Annotated in this window: 25 protein-coding genes; 12 read left to right on the top strand and 13 right to left on the bottom strand. The window is 73.9% G+C overall.

Annotated elements, in window-relative coordinates; translation table 11 throughout:
• A complete protein-coding gene (locus tag IW256_RS10425) occupies positions 1-573 on the top strand; it encodes a TetR/AcrR family transcriptional regulator (RefSeq protein ID WP_197010764.1) in 573 nt (190 codons plus the stop codon).
• Here IW256_RS10425 and secA2 read toward each other — a convergent pair.
• Complete coding sequence (gene secA2, locus IW256_RS10420) at positions 570-2,855, bottom strand: accessory Sec system translocase SecA2 (RefSeq protein ID WP_197010763.1); 2,286 nt, start codon at positions 2,853-2,855, stop codon at positions 570-572. The genes IW256_RS10425 and secA2 overlap by 4 nt on opposite strands.
• Positions 2,856-3,068: 213 nt before the next feature.
• Here secA2 and IW256_RS10415 point away from each other — a divergent pair, with 213 nt between their 5' ends.
• Positions 3,069-4,088, top strand: a complete 1,020-nt coding sequence (locus IW256_RS10415) for a hypothetical protein (RefSeq protein ID WP_197010762.1) — start codon at positions 3,069-3,071, stop codon at positions 4,086-4,088.
• Between the two features lie 390 nt (positions 4,089-4,478).
• Here the strand turns inward: IW256_RS10415 and IW256_RS10410 are convergent, their stop codons facing one another.
• Positions 4,479-5,693: an ROK family transcriptional regulator gene (locus tag IW256_RS10410; RefSeq protein WP_197010761.1), complete on the bottom strand. Its 1,215-nt coding sequence runs from the start codon at positions 5,691-5,693 to the stop codon at positions 4,479-4,481.
• Between the two features lie 262 nt (positions 5,694-5,955).
• On the opposite strand from IW256_RS10410, the gene IW256_RS10405 reads away from it, so the two are divergent.
• Genes IW256_RS10405 through IW256_RS10380 form a run of 6 tightly spaced genes read left to right on the top strand, consistent with a single transcriptional unit; the run spans position 5,956 to position 11,949 of the window.
• Positions 5,956-7,248 carry an extracellular solute-binding protein gene (locus IW256_RS10405; protein WP_197010760.1) on the top strand — a complete coding sequence of 431 codons (1,293 nt, stop codon included), beginning with the start codon at positions 5,956-5,958 and terminating at the stop codon, positions 7,246-7,248.
• A gap of 13 nt (positions 7,249-7,261) precedes the next feature.
• The gene (locus tag IW256_RS10400; RefSeq protein WP_197010759.1) at positions 7,262-8,260 is read left to right on the top strand and encodes a carbohydrate ABC transporter permease; all 999 of its coding nucleotides are present in this window, start codon (positions 7,262-7,264) and stop codon (positions 8,258-8,260) included.
• Positions 8,257-9,150 carry a carbohydrate ABC transporter permease gene (locus tag IW256_RS10395; protein ID WP_197010758.1) on the top strand — a complete coding sequence of 298 codons (894 nt, stop codon included), beginning with the start codon at positions 8,257-8,259 and terminating at the stop codon, positions 9,148-9,150. Before IW256_RS10400 ends, IW256_RS10395 begins: the two co-directional genes overlap by 4 nt.
• Positions 9,147-10,622 carry a glycoside hydrolase family 3 protein gene (locus tag IW256_RS10390; RefSeq protein ID WP_197010757.1) on the top strand — a complete coding sequence of 492 codons (1,476 nt, stop codon included), beginning with the start codon at positions 9,147-9,149 and terminating at the stop codon, positions 10,620-10,622. Before IW256_RS10395 ends, IW256_RS10390 begins: the two co-directional genes overlap by 4 nt.
• A gap of 36 nt (positions 10,623-10,658) precedes the next feature.
• Positions 10,659-11,123 (top strand): RrF2 family transcriptional regulator, encoded by a 465-nt coding sequence (locus tag IW256_RS10385; RefSeq protein ID WP_197010756.1) that lies wholly within the window; start codon positions 10,659-10,661, stop codon positions 11,121-11,123.
• Between the two features lie 22 nt (positions 11,124-11,145).
• Positions 11,146-11,949 carry an Fpg/Nei family DNA glycosylase gene (locus IW256_RS10380; protein WP_197010755.1) on the top strand — a complete coding sequence of 268 codons (804 nt, stop codon included), beginning with the start codon at positions 11,146-11,148 and terminating at the stop codon, positions 11,947-11,949.
• On the opposite strand, the gene IW256_RS10375 is transcribed toward IW256_RS10380, so the two are convergent.
• Entirely contained in the window at positions 11,900-12,343 is a 444-nt protein-coding gene (locus IW256_RS10375; RefSeq protein WP_197010754.1) for a PaaI family thioesterase, read from the bottom strand. The two genes, IW256_RS10380 and IW256_RS10375, sit on opposite strands and share 50 nt — an antisense overlap.
• A 147-nt stretch (positions 12,344-12,490) precedes the next feature.
• Here IW256_RS10375 and IW256_RS42145 point away from each other — a divergent pair, with 147 nt between their 5' ends.
• From IW256_RS42145 to IW256_RS10360, 3 genes are all read left to right on the top strand, one after another.
• Positions 12,491-13,375, top strand: coding sequence for a LysR family transcriptional regulator (locus tag IW256_RS42145; protein WP_197010753.1), 885 nt, complete (start codon positions 12,491-12,493; stop codon positions 13,373-13,375).
• Positions 13,376-13,441: 66 nt separating this feature from the next.
• The gene (locus IW256_RS10365) at positions 13,442-14,230 is read left to right on the top strand and encodes an SAM-dependent methyltransferase (RefSeq protein WP_197010752.1); all 789 of its coding nucleotides are present in this window, start codon (positions 13,442-13,444) and stop codon (positions 14,228-14,230) included.
• A 132-nt stretch (positions 14,231-14,362) separates the two neighbouring features.
• Complete coding sequence (locus tag IW256_RS10360; RefSeq protein WP_197010751.1) at positions 14,363-14,779, top strand: hypothetical protein; 417 nt, start codon at positions 14,363-14,365, stop codon at positions 14,777-14,779.
• A gap of 38 nt (positions 14,780-14,817) precedes the next feature.
• Here IW256_RS10360 and IW256_RS10355 read toward each other — a convergent pair whose 3' ends face one another.
• From IW256_RS10355 to IW256_RS10330, 6 genes are all read right to left on the bottom strand, one after another.
• Entirely contained in the window at positions 14,818-15,330 is a 513-nt protein-coding gene (locus tag IW256_RS10355) for a hypothetical protein (protein WP_197010750.1), read from the bottom strand.
• Positions 15,331-15,474: 144 nt separating this feature from the next.
• A complete protein-coding gene (locus IW256_RS10350) occupies positions 15,475-15,942 on the bottom strand; it encodes a Dps family protein (RefSeq protein ID WP_197010749.1) in 468 nt (155 codons plus the stop codon).
• Positions 15,943-16,088: 146 nt separating this feature from the next.
• Positions 16,089-16,442 (bottom strand): helix-turn-helix domain-containing protein, encoded by a 354-nt coding sequence (locus tag IW256_RS10345; protein ID WP_197010748.1) that lies wholly within the window; start codon positions 16,440-16,442, stop codon positions 16,089-16,091.
• Between the two features lie 132 nt (positions 16,443-16,574).
• Positions 16,575-17,840: a CinA family nicotinamide mononucleotide deamidase-related protein gene (locus IW256_RS10340; protein ID WP_197010747.1), complete on the bottom strand. Its 1,266-nt coding sequence runs from the start codon at positions 17,838-17,840 to the stop codon at positions 16,575-16,577.
• Between the two features lie 217 nt (positions 17,841-18,057).
• On the bottom strand, positions 18,058-18,825 hold the full coding sequence (locus IW256_RS10335) for a hypothetical protein (RefSeq protein ID WP_197010746.1): 768 nt from the start codon (positions 18,823-18,825) through the stop codon (positions 18,058-18,060).
• Positions 18,818-19,591 (bottom strand): RNA polymerase sigma factor, encoded by a 774-nt coding sequence (locus IW256_RS10330; protein WP_197010745.1) that lies wholly within the window; start codon positions 19,589-19,591, stop codon positions 18,818-18,820. The genes IW256_RS10335 and IW256_RS10330 overlap by 8 nt, the downstream gene beginning before the upstream one ends.
• 613 nt (positions 19,592-20,204) lie before the next feature.
• On the opposite strand from IW256_RS10330, the gene IW256_RS10325 reads away from it, so the two are divergent.
• Entirely contained in the window at positions 20,205-20,699 is a 495-nt protein-coding gene (locus IW256_RS10325) for a hypothetical protein (protein ID WP_197010744.1), read from the top strand.
• A gap of 234 nt (positions 20,700-20,933) precedes the next feature.
• Here the strand turns inward: IW256_RS10325 and IW256_RS10320 are convergent, their stop codons facing one another.
• The 4 genes from IW256_RS10320 to IW256_RS10305 form a co-directional block, all read right to left on the bottom strand.
• Complete coding sequence (locus IW256_RS10320; RefSeq protein ID WP_197010743.1) at positions 20,934-21,476, bottom strand: DUF1990 family protein; 543 nt, start codon at positions 21,474-21,476, stop codon at positions 20,934-20,936.
• A gap of 3 nt (positions 21,477-21,479) precedes the next feature.
• Positions 21,480-22,061, bottom strand: coding sequence for a CDP-diacylglycerol--glycerol-3-phosphate 3-phosphatidyltransferase (gene pgsA / locus IW256_RS10315; protein ID WP_197010742.1), 582 nt, complete (start codon positions 22,059-22,061; stop codon positions 21,480-21,482).
• Positions 22,058-23,485 carry a 30S ribosomal protein S12 methylthiotransferase RimO gene (rimO, locus tag IW256_RS10310; RefSeq protein ID WP_197010741.1) on the bottom strand — a complete coding sequence of 476 codons (1,428 nt, stop codon included), beginning with the start codon at positions 23,483-23,485 and terminating at the stop codon, positions 22,058-22,060. The genes pgsA and rimO overlap by 4 nt, the downstream gene beginning before the upstream one ends.
• Positions 23,486-23,589: 104 nt before the next feature.
• Positions 23,590-24,357 (bottom strand): helix-turn-helix domain-containing protein, encoded by a 768-nt coding sequence (locus IW256_RS10305; RefSeq protein ID WP_197010740.1) that lies wholly within the window; start codon positions 24,355-24,357, stop codon positions 23,590-23,592.
• Position 24,358 lies beyond the last annotated feature (1 nt).

Here is a 24,358-nt window from a genome sequence, read left to right as displayed (position 1 = left end):
ATGCCCGCCACGGCCGGAGAACGACCCCTCACACCCGCCGGGCGCCGGGTACTGGAGGTCGCGAGCGCGCTCTTCTACGAACGGGGCATCGGGCAGGTCGGCATGGAGCTCATCGCCGCCGAGGCGGGGGTCACCAAGAAGACGGTGTACGACCGGTTCGGCTCCAAGGAGGCCCTGGTCCTGGCCTATCTGCGCGCCCGCGACGAACGCTGGCGGGCCTTCCTGGACGAGCGCCTGGCCGCGGCGCCCTCACCCCGCGAACGCGTCCTGGCCACGTTCGACGCCCTCGGCGAATGGCTGCGGGCCGAGAGCGCCCGGGGGTGCTCGATGGTGAACGCCGTCGCCGAGGTGCCCGCCCCGGACCATCCCGTCCACCGGGTGGCCGCCGAACAGAAGTCCTGGCTGCGCGGCCTCTACGCGGACCTGATCGTCCAGGCCGGTCACGGGGACGCCGGGGGGCTCGCCGACCGGCTGGCGCTCCTCCACGAGGGCGCGGTGGTCATGTTCAGCGTCGGCGCCATGGCGGACGCCCCCGAGATCGCCCGGGACACCGCCGCCGCCCTCCTGCCCTAGCGGCGGCCCCATACCAGGCGGACCAGCCCCCGGAACGCGCGCTCGTCCAGCGAGCCGAACGGGTTGTCGTGCACGACGTAGGTCCAGGTGGACGAGGGGCGCTTCGCCTCCAGCGCGGCCAGGTCCACGCCCTCCTCCGTGGCGGTGAGGGCGGCGAAGGCCTCGGCGGCCCGGTCCCGCGAGCGGTCGAGGAGCCTCTTGCCGGCGGGCACCGCCTCGCGGTGGAACTCGGTGAGCGGGTCCAGCCCCCGGCCGAGCGAGCGCAGGTGGATCCCCTCCCGCAGGTCGGCCAGGAAGCCCAGATGGTCGGCCCAGCAGCGGTCCATGTGCAGCAGGAGCACCTGGCGGGCGGCCTCGGCCACCGCCTCCGCGCCCGCGGCCCCCACCAGCGCGGCGTGGTGGGACGGGTGCCGCCCGGCCATCAGCCGGTCGGCCCGGTCTCCGCGCAGCACCCGGTCGCGCTCGTCGAGGAACTCCCCGCGCTGCAGGCCGATGAGCTGGTGGTACCGCCACGTGTTGCGGTGGATCTCCAGGTCGACGCCCTCGGCGACGCGCTGGGCGTGGCCGACGATCCAGTGCGCGCCCTTGCTCCCGACGCGGCCCCGCTCGTCGGCCGGCGCGGTGGACCGCTCCTCCGGCGCGTACCGGGTCACCAGGTCGTCCTCCAGGCTGGTGAAGAACACCGAGCCGCCGGGGTCGCCCTGGCGCCCGGCCCGGCCGCGCAGCTGGTCGTCCAGCCGGCCGCTGTGGTGGCGGGCGGTGCCGATCACCAGCAGGCCCTCGGTGACGCCCGCGCCGAGGCGGATGTCGGTGCCGCGCCCGGCCATCTGGGTGGAGACGGTGACGGCGCCCCGCTCGCCCGCGCGGGCGATGATCGCCGCCTCCTCCGCGTCGTTCTTGGCGTTGAGGACGACGTGGTCCAGCCCGGCGCGGTCCAGCCGCCGGGACAGGCGCTCGGAGGCGGCGACGTCCAGGGTGCCGATCAGGACCGGGCGGCCGGCGGCGTGCGCGGCGGCGACCTCCTCGAGGATCGCCACCTCCTTGTCCACGGCGGTCGCGTAGAGCCGGTCCGGTTCGTCCACCCGCACCCGCGGCCGGTGGGGCGGGACGACCGCGATCTCCAGCCCGTGGAACTCGCGCAGCTGCCCCGCCACGCCCAGCGCCGTCCCGGTCATCCCGCACCGGACGGGGTAGCGCCCGACCAGTTCCTGGACGGTGATCGAGTCGAGGATCTCCCCGCTCGGGGAGGACTCCAGCTCCTCCTTGGCCTCCACGGCGGCCTGCAGCCCGTCGGGCCAGCGCTGGAGGAGGGCCACCCGGCCGCGGGACGCGCTGACCAGCCGCACCGCCCCGTCCCGGACGATGTAGTCGACGTCGCGGTGCAGGAGGGCCTCGGCGTGCAGCGCCACGTTCACGGCGGTGAGGGTGTCCAGGTGGGCGGGCGCGTAGAGGTCGACGCCGCCCAGTGACCGTTCCACCTCGCGGGCGCCCGCGGGGGTGAGCTGGACGTTGCGCGCCTCGTCGTCGGTCGTGTAGTGGACGCCCGGGCGCAGGCGCCGGACGAGCTCGGCGTAGCCGCGGGCGCCCGTCCCCGGCCCGGCCGCCGTGGCGGGCCCGGCCTCGGTCTCCCCGGCCAGCACCAGCGGCACCATGGCCTCGTCCACGAGCACCGAGTCGGCCTCGTCGATCAGGACGACGCCGGGCTCGGGCAGCAGCAGGGCCGCCGGGTCGGTGGCGAGCCGGTCGCGCAGCAGGTCGAACCCGGCCTCGCTGACGGACGCGTAGGTGATGTCGGCGGCGTAGGCGGCGCGGCGTTCCGCGGGGGCCGAGCGCTGCCCGACCCATCCCGCGGTGACGCCCATCAACGCGTAGAACGGGCCCATCCATTCGGCGTCACGGCGGGCCAGGTAGTCGTTGACGGACAGGACGTGCACCCGCTCGCCGCGCACCGCGTACCCGGCGGCGGCGAGCGCCCCGGCCAGCGTCTTGCCCTCCCCGGTCGCCATCTCGGCGATGTGCCCCGACAGCAGGGCGAGCGTGCCGAGGAGCTGGACGTCGTAGGGGCGCTCGCCCAGGGCCCGGCGCGCCGCCTCCCGGCCCACCGCGCACAGCCCGGCGAGGTCGCCGGCCGCGGCGCGGGCAGCCCCGGCCAGCTCCGCGTCGGGAAGCTCCCGGACGCGCGGCTCCCGTTCCCCCGCGGCGGCGACCACCGCCTCGTAGGGCGCCAGGTCCACGCTTCCCGGGCGCTGCAGCACCCGCCGAAGGCGGTCACGCAGAGCCATGGCGCCCTCCACGGCGGAATCCCGGCCGGCCTCCCGGGCACGCGCCCGGGCGTACCCCGACGTCCTCGCTCAACGCACGCTCCCCACGACTTCCGGTGACGGGGCCGCACATGCCCCTCCACGCCATGATCCCAGCGCCCGCGCCGAACCCGCCCGGTGCCCGGCGCGTCCCAATGATCACGAAAAGCCGCCTCGCAGTCACCGGGAGCATCGTTGTACCTGAAGGACGACGGCACGCTCGACCACCAGGCGCTCAGCCGCGAGCTGCACGGCATCGTGTCCGACCGTCCCGCCCGCGACCCGTGCGAGGTGCTGGCGTGGCTGGCGGCGCGGCTGCGCGCGGACCCGGCGGGTCCCGACGGCCCGGCGCTGGTGCTGGCCGTCCACGCCACCTCCTGCTACGCGATCTGGCGGATCCGCCGGGTCGAGGTGGTGGACGCGCTGATCGAGGCCGCCGCCCGCGCCGCGGAGGTGTACGGCGCGCTCGGCTGCCCCTCCCCGTCCGGCCGTCCCCATCCGGCCGCCCATCCCGGCGCCGGGACGGGCGGCGACGATCCCGAGACCGTCGCCGGGGTGATCGGCCTGATCGGCGCGGCCCGGCACGGCGGAGGGGCGGGCGGGGAGTTAGAGGGGTGGTGCTGCCCGGGCTTCCTCGCCGGGCTGGCCGGTGCCGCGCTGACCACCTTGCGCAACGGGCGGCGGGCGCGGTTCGAGGCGCCCGACACCGCGGACCTGGACGCCCTCTTCCTCGCCGGCGGCCGGGCCGACATCGCGCGGCTCACCCTGACGGTCGAGCGCCACCGCCCCGGCGATCCCAGCGATCTGGCGGAGCAGGCCAGCCTGTGGGCGGCGCGCAGGCTGCTGTCGGGCGCCGCGCCCGCCGGGGAGCGGCTGCCGCTGCTGCTGACGGTGTGCTTCGCGGCCCAGCACTGCCACTGGTGCGCGACCCCGCCCGCGAGGGTGTCCGTCTACCGCGCCGCCCTCGCCGCGATCGACCCCGGGCCGCTGGAGCGGCCGTGCCCGCACTCCGGCGGCCACCCCGACGTCCCCGTCCGGTCCCTTCTCCGGTACGCGCGGGCCCTGGCGGGTCACGGCGGCGACGGCCCGCGGGTCGACGAGGACGCCTGGAGATGCCCGCGCCACATGGCCGAACGGGCCGCCTCGATGCTCGCCCACACGGCCGGATACCTGGGCCTGGACCCTTCTCTACATAACACTCGGTACAAGGTCTGAGCGGAAATTCATCCCTGCGGCGGATCCCGTTTGTCTCCCTCCCTGAGATGATCAGGACATATGGGGTTGCGGTGGCGATGACGCCACCGCGGAACGGGGAAATCGCCATGACACCGACGGCACGATGGGCCGCCGCTCAGCGGCGCAGGCGCCAGGTCATCAACCAGACGGTCATCGATCGCGCCCTCAACGATCCGCGGCGCGCGCACGCGCACTCCTCGCCCTACCGGCGGGCGGCGCGCGCACATCTCACCGCTTCTTCCAAATAGGGCGGGCGCGTCACCGAGAACGGCCGGTAACGGCCGGAGACGGCGACGCGGACGGGCCCGTCACCGGTGAGCGGATCCCTTCCGAATCCGCCCACCGCGGGCCGGTGGTCCGGGAGGCGGTTCAGGAGGCGGAGAAGACCTCTTCCCGCGCCTGCTCCAGGGCCGCGTGCAGCGCTCCGCGCAGCACGGGGTTGCCCTCCACCTCGGTCACCACGACGTGGGGGCGGGTCGGGCTGATACGCCCGACGACCCGTTCGATGCGGGTGGCCAGCGGCCGTCCCCCCGCGCGCCCGAGCTGGCCCGACAGCACCACCGTGCCCGGGTCGAGGATGATGGTGACCGAGGTGACGCCGTAGGAGATGCGCTCGGCCAGCCGGTCGAGGAAGTCCCCGCCGCGCTCCTCGTCGTCCACCGCCGCCCGGACGCACTCGATCGCCGTCGCCCCCCGGATGCCGTGGGCGTGCGCGAGTTCCCGGACGGCGTCCGCGCCGACCAGCGAGCCGTACCCGCCGGCCAGCGCCGGGATGCCCCAGGTGTTCGAGGCGGTGACGCCCTCCTCGCCCTCGCGCGGGCGGGCCGTGCCCGACGGGAGCGGCGCCCCGGGGACGGGCAGGTACCCGATCTCCCCCGCCCCGCCCGACCTGCCCCGGTGGAGCCGGTCGCCCATCATGATGGACAGCCCGATGCCGCGGCCCAGCCACACCAGCGCGAAGTCGTCGGCGTCCCGGGCCGCCCCGTACGCGCGCTCGGCTACGGCGGCCAGGTTGACGTCGTTCTCGATGGTCACCGGGCGGCGCAGGTCGGTCCGCAGCGCCGCCAGGACGCCCTCGTGCCAGGTGGGCAGGTCGAACGCGAACCGCACGTCCCCCGAACGCGGGTCCACCATCCCCGGGCTGCCGATGACGAACGCGCTCAGCCGCCTGAGCGCGACCCTGGCCGAACGGCATGCCTTCGCCACGGCGTTGTGGACCAGCTTCACGGGATCGTCCGCGCCGTTGGGATCCACCGTGACCTGGGCGACGAGCGCGCCGGTGATGTCGGCGACGGCGGCGGTCACGCCGTCCGGCCCCACCTCCAGCCCGGCCACGTAGGCGCTCGACGGCACGACCGAGTACAGCGCGGCATTGGGGCCGCGCCCGCCCGCCTGCTCCCCGACCACCTCGACCAGGCCGCGCTCCTCAAGCCGGGACAGCAGCTGGGAGGCGGTGACCTTCGACAGCCCGGTGTGCTCGCCGATCTGGGCGCGGGTCAGCGGCCCCCGCCGGACCAGCAGGTCCAGCGCCGCACGGTCGTTGAGCTCACGCAGCAGCCGGGGGGTCCCGGGGCGTTGGGCCATGCTGGCGTCCCCTCAGAAGTCTCAATCCGCTAACGGGCGGTTTTGTTTAGGAAAGTTTCTTGTTAGTTTACAGCAAGCGTTCCACCGGCCCTGACGACCCGCAGGGACGGCACGCGTCACGCCGGCCCGCGGGCCGGGCGGCACCCGGGCGGCGCGCGGGAGTGAGGGGCATGGCTGGACCTTAGACGGTCCCGCCGCCCTCCCCCGCATCCACCCGGGACGCCCGCCCGCCCACGGCCGGCGCCGGGAAAGGAGACCCCCCTTGAAGCTCTCGAGACTCGCGGCGCTCGGCACCGCCGCCGCGCTGGCGTTCAGCCTCTCCGCCTGCGGCGGCGACGACGGTGACGGCGGGAAGGCGGGCGAGGACCCCGCGAAGATCACCGCGTGGTTCATGGGCGCCGCCAACGAGCCCCAGGACAAGGTCCTGGCCCAGGCCAAGGCCGACTTCCGCCAGAAGCACCCCAAGACCGACGTCGAGGTCGTCTACGTGCCCTGGCCGGACGCCACCAAGAAGCTCCAGGACGCGCTCAACACCGGCCAGGGGCCCGACGTCGTGGAGATCGGCAACGACCAGGCGGTGACCTGGGCCGGGCAGGACGCGCTCGCCGACATCACCAAGCGGTTCGCGGGCTGGTCCGAGGGCAAGGACGTGGTCAAGGGCTCCCTGGAGCTCGGGCAGGTGGACGGCAAGACCTACGCGGTGCCGTGGTACGCGGGCGTGCGGGTCGTCTGGTACCGCAAGGACCTGTTCGCCGAGCACGGCGTCCAGCCGCCCAAGACCTGGGACGAGCTGAAGGCCGCGGCCAAGCGGATCCAGGACGCCGAGGGCGGCGACGTCGCCGGGATCGCCGCGCCCAGCGACTTCACCAACGGCTTCGCCAGCTTCCTGTGGGGCGCGGGCGGGGAGATCGCCGTCCAGGAGGGCGGCAAGTGGGCCGGCAAGCTCGACACCCCCGAGTCCAAGAAGGCCGTCGAGTACTACACCGGCCTGGTCAAGGAGGGCCTCGCGCCCAAGAAGTACATCGGCGTGAACGAGCTGGCGGGCCCGCAGCGCGACTTCGCCAACGGCAAGGTCGCGATGTACATCGACGGCGCCTGGACGCTGCCGCAGATCGAGAAGATCAGCAAGAAGCACACCGCGCAGATGGGCGCGTTCACCATCCCGACGCCCACCGGGCAGGTCGGCCCCGCCTTCGCGGGCGGGTCGCACCTGGCGGTCTGGAAGGACTCCAAGCACCCCGCGGCCGCCTTCGACTACCTGACCTCGGTGACGAGCAAGAAGAACGCCAAGACCTTCGCCGACGAGCTGAAGTTCTTCCCGCAGTTCTCCGACCTGCTGAGCGGCGGCGGCTACTCCGGCGACCCGATCCAGGGCCCGGCCGCCGCGCAGATGGCCAACGTCAAGGGCGCGCCCAAGACCCCGAACTGGACCGAGGCGGACCAGAACAAGAAGATCATCCCGACCATGCTCAAGGAGGTCATGAACGGGACCCCGGTGGACCAGGCGGTGGCCAAGGCCAACAAGGACCTCACCGACACGCTCAACCAGGGCTGACGGTGAGCCGTCGATGACGCCGACCGTTCAGGCGCCGGGCCGGGCGCTCCCCGGCCCGGCCGCCGGCCGCCGCCCCCGGCCCGGGCCCCGCCGCGCCACCGGCCGGGCCCGCTTCCGGGCCGGCCCTTACCTGCTGATCGCCCCCACCGTGGTGATCATCGGGGTTCTGATCCTGTATCCGATCGGCCAGCTCTTCTGGATGTCGTTCCACAAGATCGGGTCGCGCGAGGCGCGCGGGGCGGCCCCGGCCGAGAACGTCGGCTGGGACAACTTCCGCACGGTCCTGGGCGACGGCTTCTTCTGGAAGGTCCTGGTCAACACGGTCGTCTCCGCCGCGGCGATGGTGGCGCTCACGCTCGTGCTGGGCACCCTGGTCGGGCTGCTGCTGAACCGGCTCGGCCGGAAGATGTCGCTGCTGGTGTCGTCGGGGGCGCTGCTGGCCTGGGCCACCCCCGGCATCTCGGCGGCGATCGTCTACAAGTGGCTGTTCACCCCGGGCGGCGGCCTGATCCCGTGGTTCCTGGAGCTGCTGCCGGACGGCCTGGCCGGCAGCGGCTGGGACGACTACAACTGGTTCGGCAGCCGCGGCACCACCTATGTCGTGCTGGTGCTGTGCGTGGTGTGGCAGTCGTTCCCGTTCATCGCGGTGTCGGTGCTGGCCGGGCTCAAGAGCCTGCCGGGCGAGCTGTACGAGGCGGCGCGGGTGGACGGCGCCGGCCCCTGGCGGACCTTCTGGCAGATCACCTTCCCGCTGCTGCGGCCGGTGTTCCTGGTGCTCACCGTGCTGTCGATCATCTGGGACTTCAAGGTGTTCACCCAGCTGTACTTCCTGGCCGGCGGCACCGCCAACCGCGACTCGTTCAACCTGGCGATGTACGCCTACTCGGCGGCCGTGGCCTTCCCCGCCAAGTACGGCCTCGGCGGCGCGATCGCGCTGATCCTCACGGTGATCCTGCTGGTGTTCACCGGCTTCTACGTCCGGGTCCTGGTCCGGCAGGGGGAGGTCGCATGACCGTCGAAGCGAGGCCCTCCGGCGGCCGGCGGCGTGCCGGCCGGGCGGGCGGCAGGAGCCGCGCGGGCCGGGCCGCCCTCAACGGGGCCGGGCTGCTGGTCTTCCTCTTCGCGGTGTTCCCCGTCTTCTGGATGGTGATGACCGCGTTCAAGACCGACGAGGACATCAACGCCGACGTCCCCCTGCCCGTCCCGGTGCACTGGACCCTCGGCCACTTCCGCAAGGTGATCAGCGGGCAGGGCCTGGAGTTCGGCCTGTTCCACTTCTTCCTCAACAGCGCGATCGTCGCGCTGGCCACCGTGGTGGTCTCGGCGCTGGTGGGGCTGCTGGCCGCCTACGCGGTGGCGCGGACCCGGTTCCGGGGCCGGGCGGCGTTCCTGGTCATGCTGATCATCGTGCAGATGGTGCCGCTGGAGGCGCTGCTGCTGCCGCTGATGCTCAACGCCCAGCGGCTGCAGCTGCTCAACAGCCTGACCGGCGTCATCATCGTCTACATCGGGTCGTCGCTGGGCTTCTCGATCCTGATGCTGCGCGGCTTCGTGGCCGCGGTGCCCCGCCAGCTGGAGGAGGCCGCCGCGCTCGACGGCGCGTCCCCCCGCACCGTGTTCTGGCGGATCACCTTCCCGCTGGTGGCGCCAGGGCTGGTGGCCACCGGCATCTTCTCCTTCGTGACCGCGTGGAACGAGTTCGTGATCGCCTTCGCGTTCCTCAAGGACCAGCAGACCTACCTGCTGCCGCTCACGCTGTCCTATCACTTCGGCCGGACGCAGGTGGAGTGGGGCTCGATCATGGCCGCCTCCACCCTGTTCACCATCCCGGTCATGATCTTCTTCCTCATCGTGCAACGCCGGATGGTGTCCGGCCTGGTAGCGGGGGCGGTCAAGGGTTGAACGACGAGATCACACGGCTGGCCCGGGGCACGCTGCTGCCCGCCTTCAGCGGCGCGTCGGCGCCGCGCTGGCTGCTGGCCGAACTGGAACGCGGGCTGGGCGGCGTGACCCTGTTCGCCATCAACGGCAACGTGCCGGGCACCGAGGCGCTGGCGGCGCTCACCGCCGAGCTGCGCAAGGCCGGCGACGTGCCGCTGGTCGCCATCGACGAGGAGGGCGGCGACGTCACCCGGCTCGGCGGGCACCTGACGGGCAGCCCGTACCCGGGCAACGCCGCGCTCGGGGCGGTGGACGACCCCGCGCTGACCCGCCGGGTCTACCGGTCGCTCGGCGCGGAGCTGGCCGAGGTGGGGGTCAACCTCAACTTCGCCCCGTCGGTGGACGTCAACAGCGCCGCCGACAACCCGGTCATCGGGACCCGGTCGTTCGGCGCCGACGCCGCCCTGGTGTCCCGGCACGCGGCCGCGGCCGTGACCGGGACGCAGGAGGCGGGCGTGGCGGCCTGCGCCAAGCACTTCCCCGGGCACGGCGCCACCGTCGAGGACTCCCATCTGGGCGTCCCGGTCGTCCACGCCGGGCTGGACCTGCTGGACCGGCGCGAGCTGCCGCCGTTCCGCGCCGCGATCGAGGCCGGGAGCCGGGCGGTGATGACCGCGCACCTGAACCTGCCCGCCATCACCGGGGGCGTGCCGGCCACGCTCTCCCCCGAGGCCATCACCGGGCTGCTGCGCGGCCGCCTGGGCTACGAGGGCGTCATCGTCACCGACGCCCTGGACATGGACGGTGCCAGCGGCGCCACCGGCATCCCCGAGGCGGGCGTGCGGGCGCTGCTCGCGGGCGCCGACCTGCTGTGCCTGGGCGCCCGCGAGTACGACGACAGCGTGCGCGCCATGCTGGCGGCGATCGGCGAGGCCGTCCGTACCGGGCGGCTGCCGCTGGAACGGCTCGCCGACGCCGCGGAGCGGACCCGCCGCCTCAAGGAGTGGCTGGGCGGGGCGGGCCCCGCCGCCGTGGACCGGCCCGCCGGGATGGAGGCCGCCCGCCGCGCCGTCCGGGTCTCCGGCGAGCCGCCGGGGTGGAGCACCGCGCCGCTGGTGGTCGAGCTGGAGTCGGCCGGCAACATCGCGGTCGGCCCGACCCCGTGGGGGCTGGGGCCGTGGGCGCCCGACGCCGTCCGCGCCACGGGCGCGGTCGAGGAGGCGGCGCCCGTGCTGGACCGGGCCGCCGGCCGGGGCCTGGTCATCGTCCTCCGCGACGCCCACCGCCACTCCGGCCAGCGCGCCCTCACCAACGCGCTGCTGGCCGCCCGCCCGGACGCGGTCGTCGTCGAGATGGGCCTGCCGGTCTGGGCCCCCGAGGGAGCCGTCCATCTGGCCACCTACGGCGCCGCCCAGGCCAACGCGCAGGCCGCCGCCGAACGTCTCGGCCTCGCCCCGGAAGGCGGCGCGCGGGCCGCGGCCGGTCACCGGTAAGCCCGACCAGTCCGATCGGCAAGGGATAATGCCTACATGCGATTGTCCGCCCGGGTCGACTACGCGTTGCGTGCCGCCGCGGAGCTGGCGGTGGCCGGGAGTCATCCGGTGACCGCGGTCCAGCTCGCCGAGGCCCAGCAGATCCCGCCCAAATTCCTCGAGAACATCCTCGGCCAGCTCCGCCGCTCCGGCCTGATCCGCAGCCAGCGCGGGCCGGAGGGCGGCTACTGGCTGGCCCGGCCCGCCGAGCGGATCTCCCTGGCCGACATCATCCGCGCCATCGACGGCCCGCTGCTCGGCGTGCGCGGTGAGCGTCCCGAGCACGTGGGGTACGAGGGCCCGGCGCGTTCGCTGCAGGAGGTGTGGATCGCGCTGCGCGCCAGCGAACGGGCCATCCTGGAGCACGTCACCCTCGCCCACATCGCCGCCGGCGAGCTGCCCGAGCCGGTGCGCAAGCTGACCGAGGACCCGGCCGCCTGGGAGAGCCCGTCGTTCATCTGACCACGCTCGGCCGACCGGCCCCATGCCCGAGGGCGACACCGTCTGGCTGACCGCCCGGCGCCTGCGCGAGGCGCTCGCCGGGCGGCCGTTGCGGCGCGCCGACTTCCGGGTGCCCCGGTACGCCACCGCCGACCTGCGGGGGCGTGAGGTGACGGAGGTCCTCTCCCGCGGCAAGCACCTGCTGATCCGGATCGAGGGCGGGCTGACCGTGCACGTCCACCTGATGATGGACGGCACGTTCCGGGTGCGTCCCGCCGGGTCCGTGCCGCCCCGCGACCACCGGATCCGCCTGGTGCTGGCCAACGACGAATGGCAGGCCCTCGGCTACTCCCTCGGCATCCTGGAGATCCTGCCCGCGGCCGGGGAGTCCCGCGCCGTGGGCCGGCTCGGCCCCGACCTGCTCGATCCCGGCTGGTCGCCCGCGCTGGCCGCCGAGGCTGTACGGCGCCTGGCCGAATGGCCCGGACGCGCCGTCGGGGAGGCCCTGCTCGACCAGAGCCGCCTGGCCGGGATCGGCAACGTCTACAAGTCGGAGATCCTCTTCCTGCGCGGCGTCGACCCCTGGACCCCGGTCCGGGACGTCCCCGACCTGCCGGGCGTCGTGGAGCTGTCCCACCGGCTCCTGGACGCCAACAAGGAGCGGCACGGCCACATCACCACCGGCGACCTCCGTCCGGGGCGGGAGCACTGGGTGTACGGCCGGGCCGGCCGCCCCTGCCGCCGCTGTGGCACCCCGGTACGCCGCGCCGGCCAGGGCTCCGGCGGGCGCGAGCGCGTCACGTTCTGGTGCCCGCGCTGCCAGCCCGCTCGCGCAGCAGCGAGGTGACCCTGGCGGTGCACACGCGCCGGCCCTGGTCGTCGGTGACGGCCACCGCGAACGTCGCCAGCGTCCGGCCCACGTGGACCGGTGTCGCCACGGCCGTGACGAACCCCGACGAGGCGACCCGGTGATGGGTCGCGTTGATCTCGACGCCCAGCGCCATCCGCCCGCCGCCCGCGTTGACGGCCGCGCCCAGCGACCCCGTGGTCTCGGCGAGCACGCAGGACGCGCCGCCGTGCAGCGTCCCGTACGCCTGGTTGTTCCCCTCCACGGGCATCCGGGCGACCACGCGCTCGGCGGTCGCCTCCAGGAACTCGATGCCCATCCGTTCGTCCAGCCCCGGCAGGGACGCGCCCAGCTCGCGGCCGAGCGCACGGAGATCTTCACGGTCGGTGGCCATGCGTTCTCCCGTCTCGATGGGTCGGCGCCCGCCCGGGCCGCGCGCTCCCGGCCGGGTCGCCGCCGTCACCCCCGATCGTCCGCGAGGCTCCGACCCAAGTCAATTCTCGGATTTACTTAGCGATCCCCAAGGCATACCTTCGACCACATGACCTTGGACGACCTGCGCGTGTTCGTGGCGGTGTGCGAGGCGGAGAACCTGAGCGCCGTCGCGCGGGACATGGCGTGCAGCCAGTCCGCGGTGAGCCAGCACGTCAAGCGGCTCGAACGGGAGACCGGCCTGGTCCTGCTGGAGCGGCGGCCCCGCGGCGTGGCGCCGACCGGCGCCGGCCGGATCCTCTACCGGGCCGCCGCGGAGGGCCTGGGCGGGCTGGCCACGGCCCTCGGGCGGCTGGACGACATGCGCCGGGGCACGGGCGGCACGGTCCGGATCGCCACCGGCGCGACCACCGTCCGGCACTTCATGGCGCGGGGCGTCGCGGCGTTCCGCGAACGGCGGCCCGGGGTCGCGCTGGCCTTCGAGACCGCCAACTCCAGCGGGCGCTGCCTGGAGGCCGTCCGGACCCGCCAGGCGGACCTGGCCTGGGTGACCATCGGCCCGCCGCCGGACGGGATCGAGCAGCGGCCCGCCTGCGAGCTGCCCTGGGTCCTGGCGGTCCGGACCGACGACCCGCTGGCGCACCGCGAGTCGGTCAGGATCGAGGACCTGGCCGGGATCTCCCACATCGACCTGCCGGGGAACTCGACGTCCCGCGCGCACCTGCAGGAACGCCTCGACCGGCTCGGCGTCCGCCTCGTGTCCACCGCGAGCGTCGCCGACTGGGACACCGCGCTGCTGCTGGCGGAGCTGGGCCTCGGCCACGCCGTCCTCCCGGCGCTTCCCGGCTGGAGTTACGGCCACGGCAGCGTGATCCGGCTGGTCCCGATCCCCGGGCTGCCCCCGCTCGTCGCGGGGTGGGCGGCCCGCCGGTGGGACGCGCTCAGCCCGCCGGCGGTCGAGTTCGCCGAAACCGTCGTCCGGAACCTCCCCTAGAGGGATGATCTTCGGGACGACCGGTCCCGGCGAGGGTCCGCCACCGATGGAGGGCGACGAGATCTGATGGAAGCGATCGACAGCACCGTGCCGCACTCGGCGAGGATCTGGGACTACTGGCTGGGCGGCAAGGACCATTACCCGGTCGACCGCGACGCCGGGGAGATGGTCAAGGAACTGCTGCCCGACATCGCCCTGTCCGCCCGCCAGGACAGGGCCTTCCTCGGCCGCGCCGTACGGCACCTGGCCGCGGACGCAGGGATCCGCCAGTTCCTGGACCTGGGCACCGGGCTGCCCACCGCCGACAACACCCACGAGGTCGCCCAGCGCGTCGCGCCCGAGTGCCGCGTGGTCTACGTCGACAACGACCCGCTCGTCCTGACCCACGCCCGCGCGCTGCTGACCAGCCGCGCCCCGGAAGGCGTCACCGACTACGTCGACGCCGACATCCGCGACGTCGACGGCGTGCTGGCCGCCGCGTCCCGGACCCTCGACCTGACCCGGCCGGTCGCGCTCATGCTGCTGGGCGTCCTGAACCACATCGTGGACGACGGGGAGGCGCTCGGCATCGTCCACCGGCTGCTGGAGGCGGTGCCGTCCGGCAGCTACCTGGCGATCAGCCACACCAGCGACGAGGTCGACGGCGAGGCGATGCACGAGGCCACCCGCCAGGTGACCGAACAGGGCGGCACTCCGGTCGTGGCGCGTTCCGCGCGGCGGATCGCCGCCTTCTTCGACCGGGTCGAGCTGCTGGAGCCGGGCGTGGTCTCGTGCTCGCGCTGGCGCCCCGGTCCGGACGCGTCCGGTGAGCCGCCCGAGGTGGCCCACTTCTGCGGCATGGGCCGCAAGCCCTAGCGCCGCGGGGCACCGGCACGTCGCCCCTGGAGGGTGGCCCGGAGACCGTCAGAGGGCCGCAACCGGCCACCACGGTCACCACCACCGCGCGGGCGCCTGAACAATCATGTCCGGGGACGAAAGGAGCCGATCGTGGTCACTCCGCCTCGCCCTCCCCGCACCACCCTGACCGTCCGGTACAACCCACCGGTCGCGTGGGCGTTCCTCGCACTCGGCGTGTTCAACTTCCTGGTCGGGCTGCTGGCCCAGGGCCCCGTGATCAACCTGATCCTCGGGGTGCTGTTCATCGTGCTCGGCGCCCTCTTCCTCAGCCGCCCCTACTTCACCTACACCACCCACACCCGGACGCTCGAAGTGATCGCCCCGATCGGCATCCGCCGCTCGTTCCACGGGTCGGGCGGCGACGCCCTCATCGTGGAGGGGAACCGGATCGTCCTGGTGAGGGCCGACGGCAAGCGCAAGAAACTGCCGGTCAACCGGTGGATGTCGCGCGCCCCGGAGTGGGACGCCGTCGTCGAGGCGATCGGGCCTACGCCGAAGGCCGCCTGAACAGCCCCGGAACCCCCGCATTCGCCCTCCTGCGGCGGTCAGGAGCGGACGGTGACCCGGCCGTCGCCGGTGACGGCGAGCTTGGCCTGCGGGGCGCCCTTCCCGCAGTCCTTGCCGTTGGGGTACGTGGCGTGCGGGGTGACGTCGAGCCTCTTGGCCAGCAGCCGCTCGCCGGAGGCGTCCCGCAGCGTCAGGGTCACCTGGACGGGACTGGTGGGCAGCCCGGTCACGTCGGCGAACCCGGTCCTGCCGCCGTCGGGCGAGGCGGACGCGCCGCAGACGTCGTCGGGGGCGTCGCCCGTGCACGGCTCGGGCACCGCGGTGGTCGAGTCCATGAGCTGGACCTTCGGCTCCCGGCAGGCACCGTTCCAGCAGATCTTCATCGTGGCCTCGCCGACCTTGGCCGCGTAGGGGGCCGCGATGTCGAGACCGATCCCCTCCCTGGTCCCGATCAGCGTGCACGGCTTGCCGGTGCCGGCGGAGTCGCTGCCGCACGCGGTGAGGACGGCCAGTCCCGCCGCCAGCAGCGCGCCCTTCACATACGAGCCCATCCCCCTTGGACGCGGGAGGGCGCGGCACGGTTCCGCGGCACGGGCACGCGGCACGGTTCCGCGAAAGGGCCACGGGGAACGGCGCGGGCCCCGGTCCTCTCGCGAGAGGACCGGGGCCCGTGAGGGAAGACCCGCGCCGTGCCGTCAGACCTGGGCCTGGAACATCCAGTGCTGCTTCTCCAGGGCCGCGGTGATCGCGATGAACAGGTCCTGGGTGACCGGGTCCGGCTGATCGGTGAGCGCGATCCGGTCGCGGAACTTCTCGATCAGCTGGGCCAGCACATCGGCGATCGCGGCCACGACCTTGTCGTCGGCCAGGTAGCCGGCCTCCAGCTGAGGGATCGTGGTCCGGTCCGCGATGGTCCGGGCCCGGCCGTCGGGGTTGACCCCGAGCGCCACGGACCGCTCGGCCACCTCGTCCTGGTACTGGCGGGCGAGGGCGACCACCTCGTCGAGGTGCTCGTGCACGACCTTGAAGTTGCGTCCGGTGAGGTTCCAGTGGGCCTGCTTGCCCAGGAGGCCGAGGTCGATCAGGTCGACGAGCGCGCCCTGCAGGGCCTCGCCCGTGGTCTTCTGTGCCGCTTCCGTCAACGGGCTCTTGACCGCCGTCATGTCGGGACTCCTTCCACGTCGCTCCAGTCGTTGGTTACAACACGGAACCCTCCCCGGTCATGCCGCTTTCACGCGTGAACCGGCCCACACGCGGGGCGTGGGCCGGGCACCGGAGAACCTCCGGTCAGACGCGGGTCACGCGCGGGTCAGGCGGCGACCATGTCGGCGCGGAACTCGCCGGTGATGCCCTCCGGCGTGGCCGGGATGCTCTCGGCCGGGATGCGCTCGTGCTCGGGCGCGCCGGCCATGACGGGCTCGTGCTGCAGCTCGGCCAGGGCGAGCTGGTCGGCGACCTCCCGCAGGACGTGCGAGAGCGGCACTCCGAGTGCTTTGCAGATCGAGGAGAGCAGCTCCGAAGAAGCCTCTTTCTGTCCCCGTTCGACCTCGGAGAGATAACCGAGGGAGACCCGTGCCGCGGCGGACACCTCACGGAGGGTGCGTCCCTGGCGCAGCCGCAGCTGCCGCAGTACATCACCGAGCAGCTGGCGAAGCAGGACCATCGTCTCGCTCCCTCCCTCAGTTCGGACCATCTTGGGTTCCACCGTACCCGCCTTCGACGTGGGCGTGGCAGACCGCAGATTTCGTGTTCGCTCGAAACGTAACGCTGTAATCAGTCAAGCTCTTCCAGATCTTTACGGGACCGCCTCGCCCCCGGGTCCGGCATCGAGCCCCAGAATCACGCGTCGTAGCTGCTCAAGCGCGTGTACGACAGTCATCCTGCGGATCACGCCGCGGATCTCCGCGCCGGTGCCGGGCACGGGGAGGAGCGGTCTGATCACTTTCGGTTCGCCCTCGGGTCCGGCCACTCCGACGAAAATCGTTCCGACCGGCCGGCCGTCCTGCGGTTCGGGTCCGGCCACACCTGTCACCGCGACCCCATAGGTCGCCCCGACACGTTCCCGTACCCCCGCGGCCATCGCCCTCGCGACGTCCGGATGAACGGCTCCGTGCTCCTTGAGGACCTGCCCCGGAACACCGAGCAACTCCTCCTTCAACGCGGTGGCATAGGCGACCATTCCCCCGGCATAGGTCGCCGACGATCCGGGCATGCGGGTCAGCTCGGCGCCGATCAGGCCGCCGGTGAGGGACTCGGCCGTGGCCACGGTCGCCGACCGCTCCCCCAGCAGCCGGTGGATCACCCGGTCGAGGGTCTGGTCGCCGGCGCCGTAGACCGCGTCCCCCAGCAGCTCCCTGCAGGCGCGCTCGGCCTCCTCCAGGCGCCGCGGGGCGTCCGGCCCGCTCGCGGTGATCCGGATCTTCACCTCGGCGGGGTCCGGCAGGTAGGCCAGCCTGATCCCGTCCATGGCCTCCACCGGGGCGAGGCCGGTGGCGACCACCGACTCCCAGAGCCCGGCGGTCCGCAGCGTGAGCCGCGCGACGCGGGTCTCGCCCGCCAGCTCGGGCAGCACCACCTCATCGATCATGGTGCGCATCTCGAACGGGACGCCCGGCAGCGCGTACACCACGCCCCCGGCCAGCTCGACCCGCAGCCCGGCCGCGCTGCCGGCGGAGTTGCCGAGCACCCCGGCGCCCTCGGGGACGTCGGCCATGCGCAGCGCCATGGGCTGCAGCTCCCGCCCGGCGGCCGCCACCCGCTCCCGCAGCCGCCGTTCCAGGGCGGGGTCCCGCACCAGCTCGACCCCGGCGGCGGCGGCCAGCGCGTCCCGGGTCAGATCGTCGTAGGTCGGGCCGAGGCCGCCGGTGGTGATGACGGCGTCCGCCCGTCCCAGCGCCTCGGTCACCGCGCCGATGATGGCGCCGAGCTCGTCGCCCACCACCACGCTGCGGGTGACCTCCAGGCCGTGCTCGGCCAGCCGCTGCCCTATCCAGGCCGCGTTCCCGTTGACCGTGTCGCCGAGCAGCAGCTCGTCCCCGACGGTGACCAGTTCGACCCGCACCGCGTCCTCCTCACGTGACCGCCGGTCCGAATGTACGGCAGCCGCCGGGACGGGGAGGAGGCGGGACGGCGACGATCCCGCGCGCACGGTGGCGCGCGGGATCGCCTGGGACCGGTGGATCACCGGATCGTCGGACGGCCGGTCTCGATCGCGGCGTCCCGGTCCCGGTCACGGGCCCCGGTCACGGCCCCGGTCAGGGGCCGGGTCAGGGGCCGGGTCACGGGGCTCCGGTCCCGCCGGGCCGGGCGGGAACGGCGGGCGAGCCGCCCTCGCCGGGGAGCGGGACACGGTCGGGGCCGTCGATCGGCCGGGGGTCGCAGCCCCGGACCGGGCCGCGGACGACCTGCATCGCCACGCCCGCCGCGCGGGACGGATCGTTCCGGTCGAAGGTGGCCGTGAGGACCAGGGACTGGCCGGGCCGGAGTCGTCCCGGGGCGATGCGCAGGAGGGTGCCCGGCTCGTCCTTGGCCAGCGGTTCCCGGACGAGGCGAGGGGCCTCGTGCGGCGGGACGGCGGCGCCGCGCGGCCCGCGGCACACCCGCCCGTCGGGCAGGTAGTCCACCACCGCCGGGATCCCCGCCTCGCGCAGGCTCGCCTGCAGGCTCCGGGGCTCCAGGAACTCCCTGATCCGGATCTCGACGGATCCGTCGGGCCTCTTCTCGACGGCGTAGGCGGGCGCGTCCTGCCCCCAGGGCACGGCGACCGCGGCGGTGACGGCCGCGGCGGCGGCCAGCGCGGCGGCGGCCCCCGTCCTCAGCGGGCGGCGCCGGCCGCGGGCCCGGCCGGGTCCCCTGGCGTGCCCCCTCTGGATCCACGCCAGGGGACGTACCGGTCCCCCCTCCGCGGCGCCCGCGGGCACCGCCGTCCGGCCGGCGCGCTCGGCGCGGGCCCGCTCCATGAGCGCGAGCCGGGCATCCTCCCGCGCCCGGTCCGGCATCGGCGGCACCTCGCCGCCGAGCCGGGCGAGCAGGTCGATCTCATTCACGGTGGTCACTCCGTTCTGCGATGGGGATGCCGTCCGAGTCCTCGTGCGGGCCCCCGTCCGGGAGCCGCAGGTGCGCGCGGAGCCGGCCGCGGGCGCGGTGGATCCGGGACCGCACGGTGCCGACCGGGATGTCGAGGGCGGCGGCGATCTCGGTGTAGGTGAGGTCCGCCCAGGCGAACAGCAGGAGGCAGTCGCGGTCACCGGGCGGCATGGCCTTCAGCGCGGCGGTCAGGGGACGGGCGGCCTCGGTCGCGTCCAGCCGGGCGACCACCCGCTCGGCCGGGGACGTCTCGGCCTCGTCCGGCCGCGTGCGCGCCAGCGCCTTCCAGCGCCGGGCCTCGGCCCGGCGGTGGCCGCGCACCAGGTTGGTCGCGATGCCCAGGAGCCATGGCAGCGCCCCGCAGCCCGCCCGCGCGGTGTCGAACCCGCCGCGCTGCTCGAACGCCGTGAGGAAGGTGCCGGAGACCAGATCGTCGGCCTCCGCCGGGCCCACCCGGCGGACCAGGTAGCGGTGGACCCGGTCGGCGTACCGGTCGAAGAGCACGGCGAACCGCTCCGGCTCCCGCAGCGAGCGCTCGATCAGCCGCCCGTCGTCGAGGTCGCCGCCGGGGTCGATGCGTCCGGGGCCTTCGGGCTCGCGGCCGGTGCGTCCGGTGCCTTGGGGTTCGGGGCCTTCGGGTCCCGCGCCTCCGGGTTCGGTGCGTCCGGGTTCGGTGAGTCCGCGGTCGGCGCCTTCGGGTTCGGCTCGTGTCGGGTCGGTCGCCATGGCCTGCCCAGTCCCTCGTCTTCTCGCCACACCCCGTATTGGCCGGACGCGCCGCGGCGGTTCACGGCCCTGCGGGAGACGGGTGCGGCCGGCCCGGCGCCCCGGCCGCACCGGGCCCGGGTCAAGCCAGGAAAAGGGTAACCGATCCACCCCAAGATCGATCATTCAATCGCCCCGGATTCTTGCTGAAACAAACCCACTCCGATGAAATCGGACACCCGGCCGCAGTGATCAATTCACTCCACGTCACGGCCTGGACAAGTGCGGCCCCGACAGTATCGAGAAATAGCCGGATCAACGCGGCAGGCACCATGGATCATGCCCGGAACGAGCCGGGGACCCAGCGAGTCCGAGCCCCAAACCCGCAGGTCAAAGCATGACAGCGGCGACACGGGGCACCGAGACGCGCCGAACCCCCAGCGATGCGGGAAAGCCACACCGAACAGCGCTCGCCAAAATTATCACCAGAAATCACCGATCCCACTTCCACCGAAAATAAACAATGGCCAATCACGGATTCCATGGTGCACTCTTGATACGTTCTGCTCGGCAATCCACTGCGCACCGGACGGCCATGGGTCGCCGTTCGCGCAAGAACGGAAAGGTCACGAACATGAAACTTCGTACCACCCTGGGCATCGTCGGGATCGCGGCCGGAGCCGGCCTCACCCTGGCCGCCCCCGCCGCCCCCGCCGCCACGACCGGGGCGTCCGCGCCCGCCGCGGTCACCGCCACGACCCCGCCGCGCACCACCGGCGAGCCCGCCACGCTCGTCACCTGGCGGGGGGCGGCGGCGTCCGCGCCGGTGGTCGCCGTCGAGCAGACCACCAACCGCACCGGGGGCATCGCGGCGGCCAAGCGGAGCAAGGCGGCCCGGGGCGGCAAGGCCGCCCACGCCGGCAAGTCCGCGACCCGGTGGGTGAGCTGCTGGGACGGCTGGCGCAACGGACGCACGTTCCACGAGATCTGCGACGGCAGCGCGTACCGTCCCTACATCGACTGCACCAACGGGTACCGCTACATCTTCGGCATCTACTCCGGCAGGAACGAGTTCTGGATGACCTGCCCGGCGGGCAGCAACGCCATCTGGGGCGGCGCGTACGGCTGATCGAGCCGGTAGCGCGGCGGTCTCCCGTTCCCCCGTGCGGTCATCTCGCCACGACCGCCCGGTGACGCCGGAGGCCGGCTCCGGCGGGCCGAAGGCGCCCGGCCCGCCGGAGACACGGCGCACCGGAGGCGCACGGCCAGAACGCGCCACACCGGAGACGCAGCGCACCCGCCCGGCGGGCACGGACGGGACGTTCAGGACCGCCCGGGACGTTCACAGGACCGCCCGGGACGTTCAGGGGCGCGAGAGCCTGCGCAGGACCGCTCCGCAGCGGCGGGCGTACGCCCGCTGGAACATCGGGGCCAGCGGCCCCGCCGCGCGCATCAGGCGGCTCGCCGGGCGGCTGAAGGCGGTGACGGTGAACCACACGTCCCCCGAGTCGTCCATGTGCACCACGAAGGACTCCTCCCCCGACGCGGGATGACCGGGCAGCGTCCCGTACGCCCACCCCGCGCGCCGTTCCCCCTCTTCGGCCCACACCACGCGGCACGGCGCCGCCACGCGCAGCGGGCCCAGCCCCAGCGAGAGCTCGACGGCGACACCGGCCGCGGCACGGGGCGCGGACGCCGTCACCCGCGCCGGAAGGGCCCGGTACATCCAGAACTCCATGAGCGCGTCCGTGGCGTTCCGCATGACCTCGGGTCCCGAGCCGATCTCGGTGCGCGTCCTCAGCCACCGGTAACCGGCCGGGATGTCGGCGTCACGGGTGGCCCCCACCTCCGCGTACGTGAAGCCGGAGCCGGCGCCCTCCGCCGGGGTCCCCTCGCCGCCTCCCATGCGTCAGCCCGCCGCCGCGCGGCCCTGGTGCCGCAGGCGCCACGCCTGCACGACGTAGTCCAGGCCGGTCACCAGCGTGACCACGAGGGCCGCCCCCATCGCCGCCCAGCGGAGGGGGTCGAGCGGGCCGGGCAGGATGTAGAGCCCGATGGCGATCACCTGCAGCACCGTCTTCAGCTTGCCGCCCTTGCTGGCCGGGATCACCCCGTACCGGATGACGACGAACCGCAGCACGGTGATCCCGATCTCGCGGACCAGGATCGCGATGGTGACCCACCACCACAGCTCGCCCAGCACCGACAGGCTGATCAGCGCGGCCCCGGTGAGCGCCTTGTCGGCGATCGGGTCGGCGATCTTGCCGAAGTCGGTGACCAGGTTGCGCCTGCGCGCGAGATCACCGTCGATCTTGTCGGTGATCGAGGCGACCGCGAACACCGCGAAGGCGGCCAGCCGCCAGCCGGTGCCCTCCAGGAACAGCAGCCAGACCAGCAGCGGCACCAGCGCGATCCGCGCCATCGTCAGGATGTTGGCGATGTTCCAGATACCGGCCTGAGGAGGCGTGGAGCCCGCGGTGTCGGCCGTCATGTCACGTCCGCCAGGAGGTCCACCCCGTCACTGCCGGCGACGCGGGCGCGGACGAACTCGCCCGGCTTCAGGCCGTCGCCGCGGACCAGGACCGTGCCGTCGACCTCCGGGGCCTGGTGCGCGGCCCGGCCCTCGACCCCGTCCGGCGTCTCCTCCTCCAGCAGGACGTCCAGCTCGGTGCCGATCCGCTCCTCGGCGCGCTGCCGGGTCAGCTCCTCGGCGAGCGCGGTGAGGTCCTCCACCCGGGCGGCGACCTCGCCGGGGTCGACCTTGCCGTCCAGCTTCGCGGCCTCGGTTCCGTCCTCGTCGGAGTACCCGAAGATACCGATCGCGTCCAGCCGGGCGTCGGTGAGGAAGGCGGTCAGCTCGTCCAGGTCGTCGTCGGTCTCGCCGGGGAAGCCGACGATGAAGTTGGACCGCACGCCCGCCTCCGGCGCCAGGGCCCGGATCCGGTCCAGCAGCTCCAGGAACCGCTCCCGGTCCCCGAACCGGCGCATCGAGCGCAGCACCGGGCCGCTGGCGTGCTGGAAGGACAGGTCGAAGTAGGGCGCCACCCCCGGGGTGGAGCACAGGACCTCGATCAGGCCCGGCCGCAGCTCGGCGGGCTGCAGGTAGCTGGCGCGCACCCGGTCGATCCCCTCGACGGCGGCCAGCTCGGGCAGCAGCTTCTCCAGGGCGCGCAGGTCGCCCAGGTCCTTGCCGTAGGAGGTGGAGTTCTCGCTCACCAGCACCAGCTCGCGCACGCCGTGCCCGGCGAGCCAGCGCGCCTCCTCCAGGACCTCCGCCGGGGGCCGCGAGACGTACGCGCCGCGGAAGGCGGGGATGGCGCAGAACGTGCAGCGCCGGTCGCAGCCGGAGGCCAGCTTGAGCGGGGCGACCGGGCCGCCGCCCAGCCTCCGCCGCAGCACCCGCGGCCCCGACGCCGGGGCCACGCCCTCGGGCAGCTCGTCCCCGGCCCGCTCGCCGGACGGGGCGCCGTGCCCGGGCACCGCGACCGCGCCGGCCGACCGCTCCACCGGGCTGATCGGCAGGAGGGTACGGCGGTCGCGCGGGGTGTGGGCGGCGGGGCGGCGGCCGGCCATCACCTCGTCCAGGCGGTCCCCGATGGCCGCGTAGTCGTCGAAGCTCAGCACGGCGTCGGCCTCGGGCAGCTCGGCGGCCAGCTCCGCCCCGTACCGTTCGGCGAGGCAGCCCGCCGCCACCACCTTGGCGCCGGAGTCGTGCGCGGCCAGCAGCGTGTCGATCGAGTCCTTCTTCGCCGCGTCGATGAAACCGCAGGTGTTCACCACGACCACGTCGGCGTCGTCGGCGGAGTCGGACAGGCCCCAGCCCGCCTCCTCCATCCGGGCTGCGAGCTCTTCGGAGTCGACCTCGTTGCGTGCGCAGCCGAGCGTGACGAGGGAGACCGTACGGCGAGTGGACATGCCCCTAACGGTAATGGTCTGCGTCCCCTCAGCCGACCAGTGCCCGCCACCTCGCGGTATCGGTCTCGTTTCGGTGGCGCCCCCGCCGCGCCGGACCTGCGGGATCAGGCCGGATCGGGGTCGTCGGGGGTGAAGGTCATGCGGAAGACGCCGCCGCCCCGGGCGGGCGTGCCGAGGTCCTCGCCGTTGACGACGAGGCGGACGCCGCCGCTGTTGCCGATCACCACGCTGATCTTCTTGCGGTCGGTCCACTCCTTGACGTCCCCGGCGCGGAGCATGCCGCTGAACAGCTGCCTTCCCTTGGCGCCGCGGATGTTGACCCAGGTGGCGCGGCGGACCTTGATCCGCACCTCCACCTTCTTGCGCGGCGCGATCGCGACCGGGTCGTCGGCCTTGGGCGAGGCCGCGCCGGGCGTGGGCGAGGCCGCGGGAGCGGACGCGCCCGGCCGCTGCGGGTCGGCGACCTGGCGGGCGGTGCGCTGCTCGCGGTCGCCGCTGCCGACGACCTGGACGACCCCGTAGATCACCACGAACGCCAGCGCCAGCGCCATCGCGGCGCTCCAGTTCGGGGAACGGCGCTCGCGGAACGCCACCGCCTGCTCCGGCTCGAACGCCGCCACCGCCGAAAGGGGCATGGGGGCGCCGCCGTGCGCGTCGTCGTACTCGCGGACCAGGGGTTCGGGATCGACACCGATCACCCGCGCGACGCTGCGGATGTGCCCGCGCGCGTAGAAATTGCCGCCGCAGGTGCTGAAGTCGTCCTGCTCCATCGCGCGGATCACGGACTCGCGGATCCGGGTCTGCAGGCTCACCTGCGTGAGCGTGAGACCGGCCCGCTTGCGCTCGCTCGCCAAGGTCTCACCGATGCTCACG

The organism is Actinomadura viridis, assembly GCF_015751755.1.
In the GTDB taxonomy this organism is placed as follows: domain Bacteria; phylum Actinomycetota; class Actinomycetes; order Streptosporangiales; family Streptosporangiaceae; genus Spirillospora; species Spirillospora viridis.
Note: the sequence above shows the minus strand (reverse complement) of the source record. Positions and strands in the feature narration are given on the sequence as shown.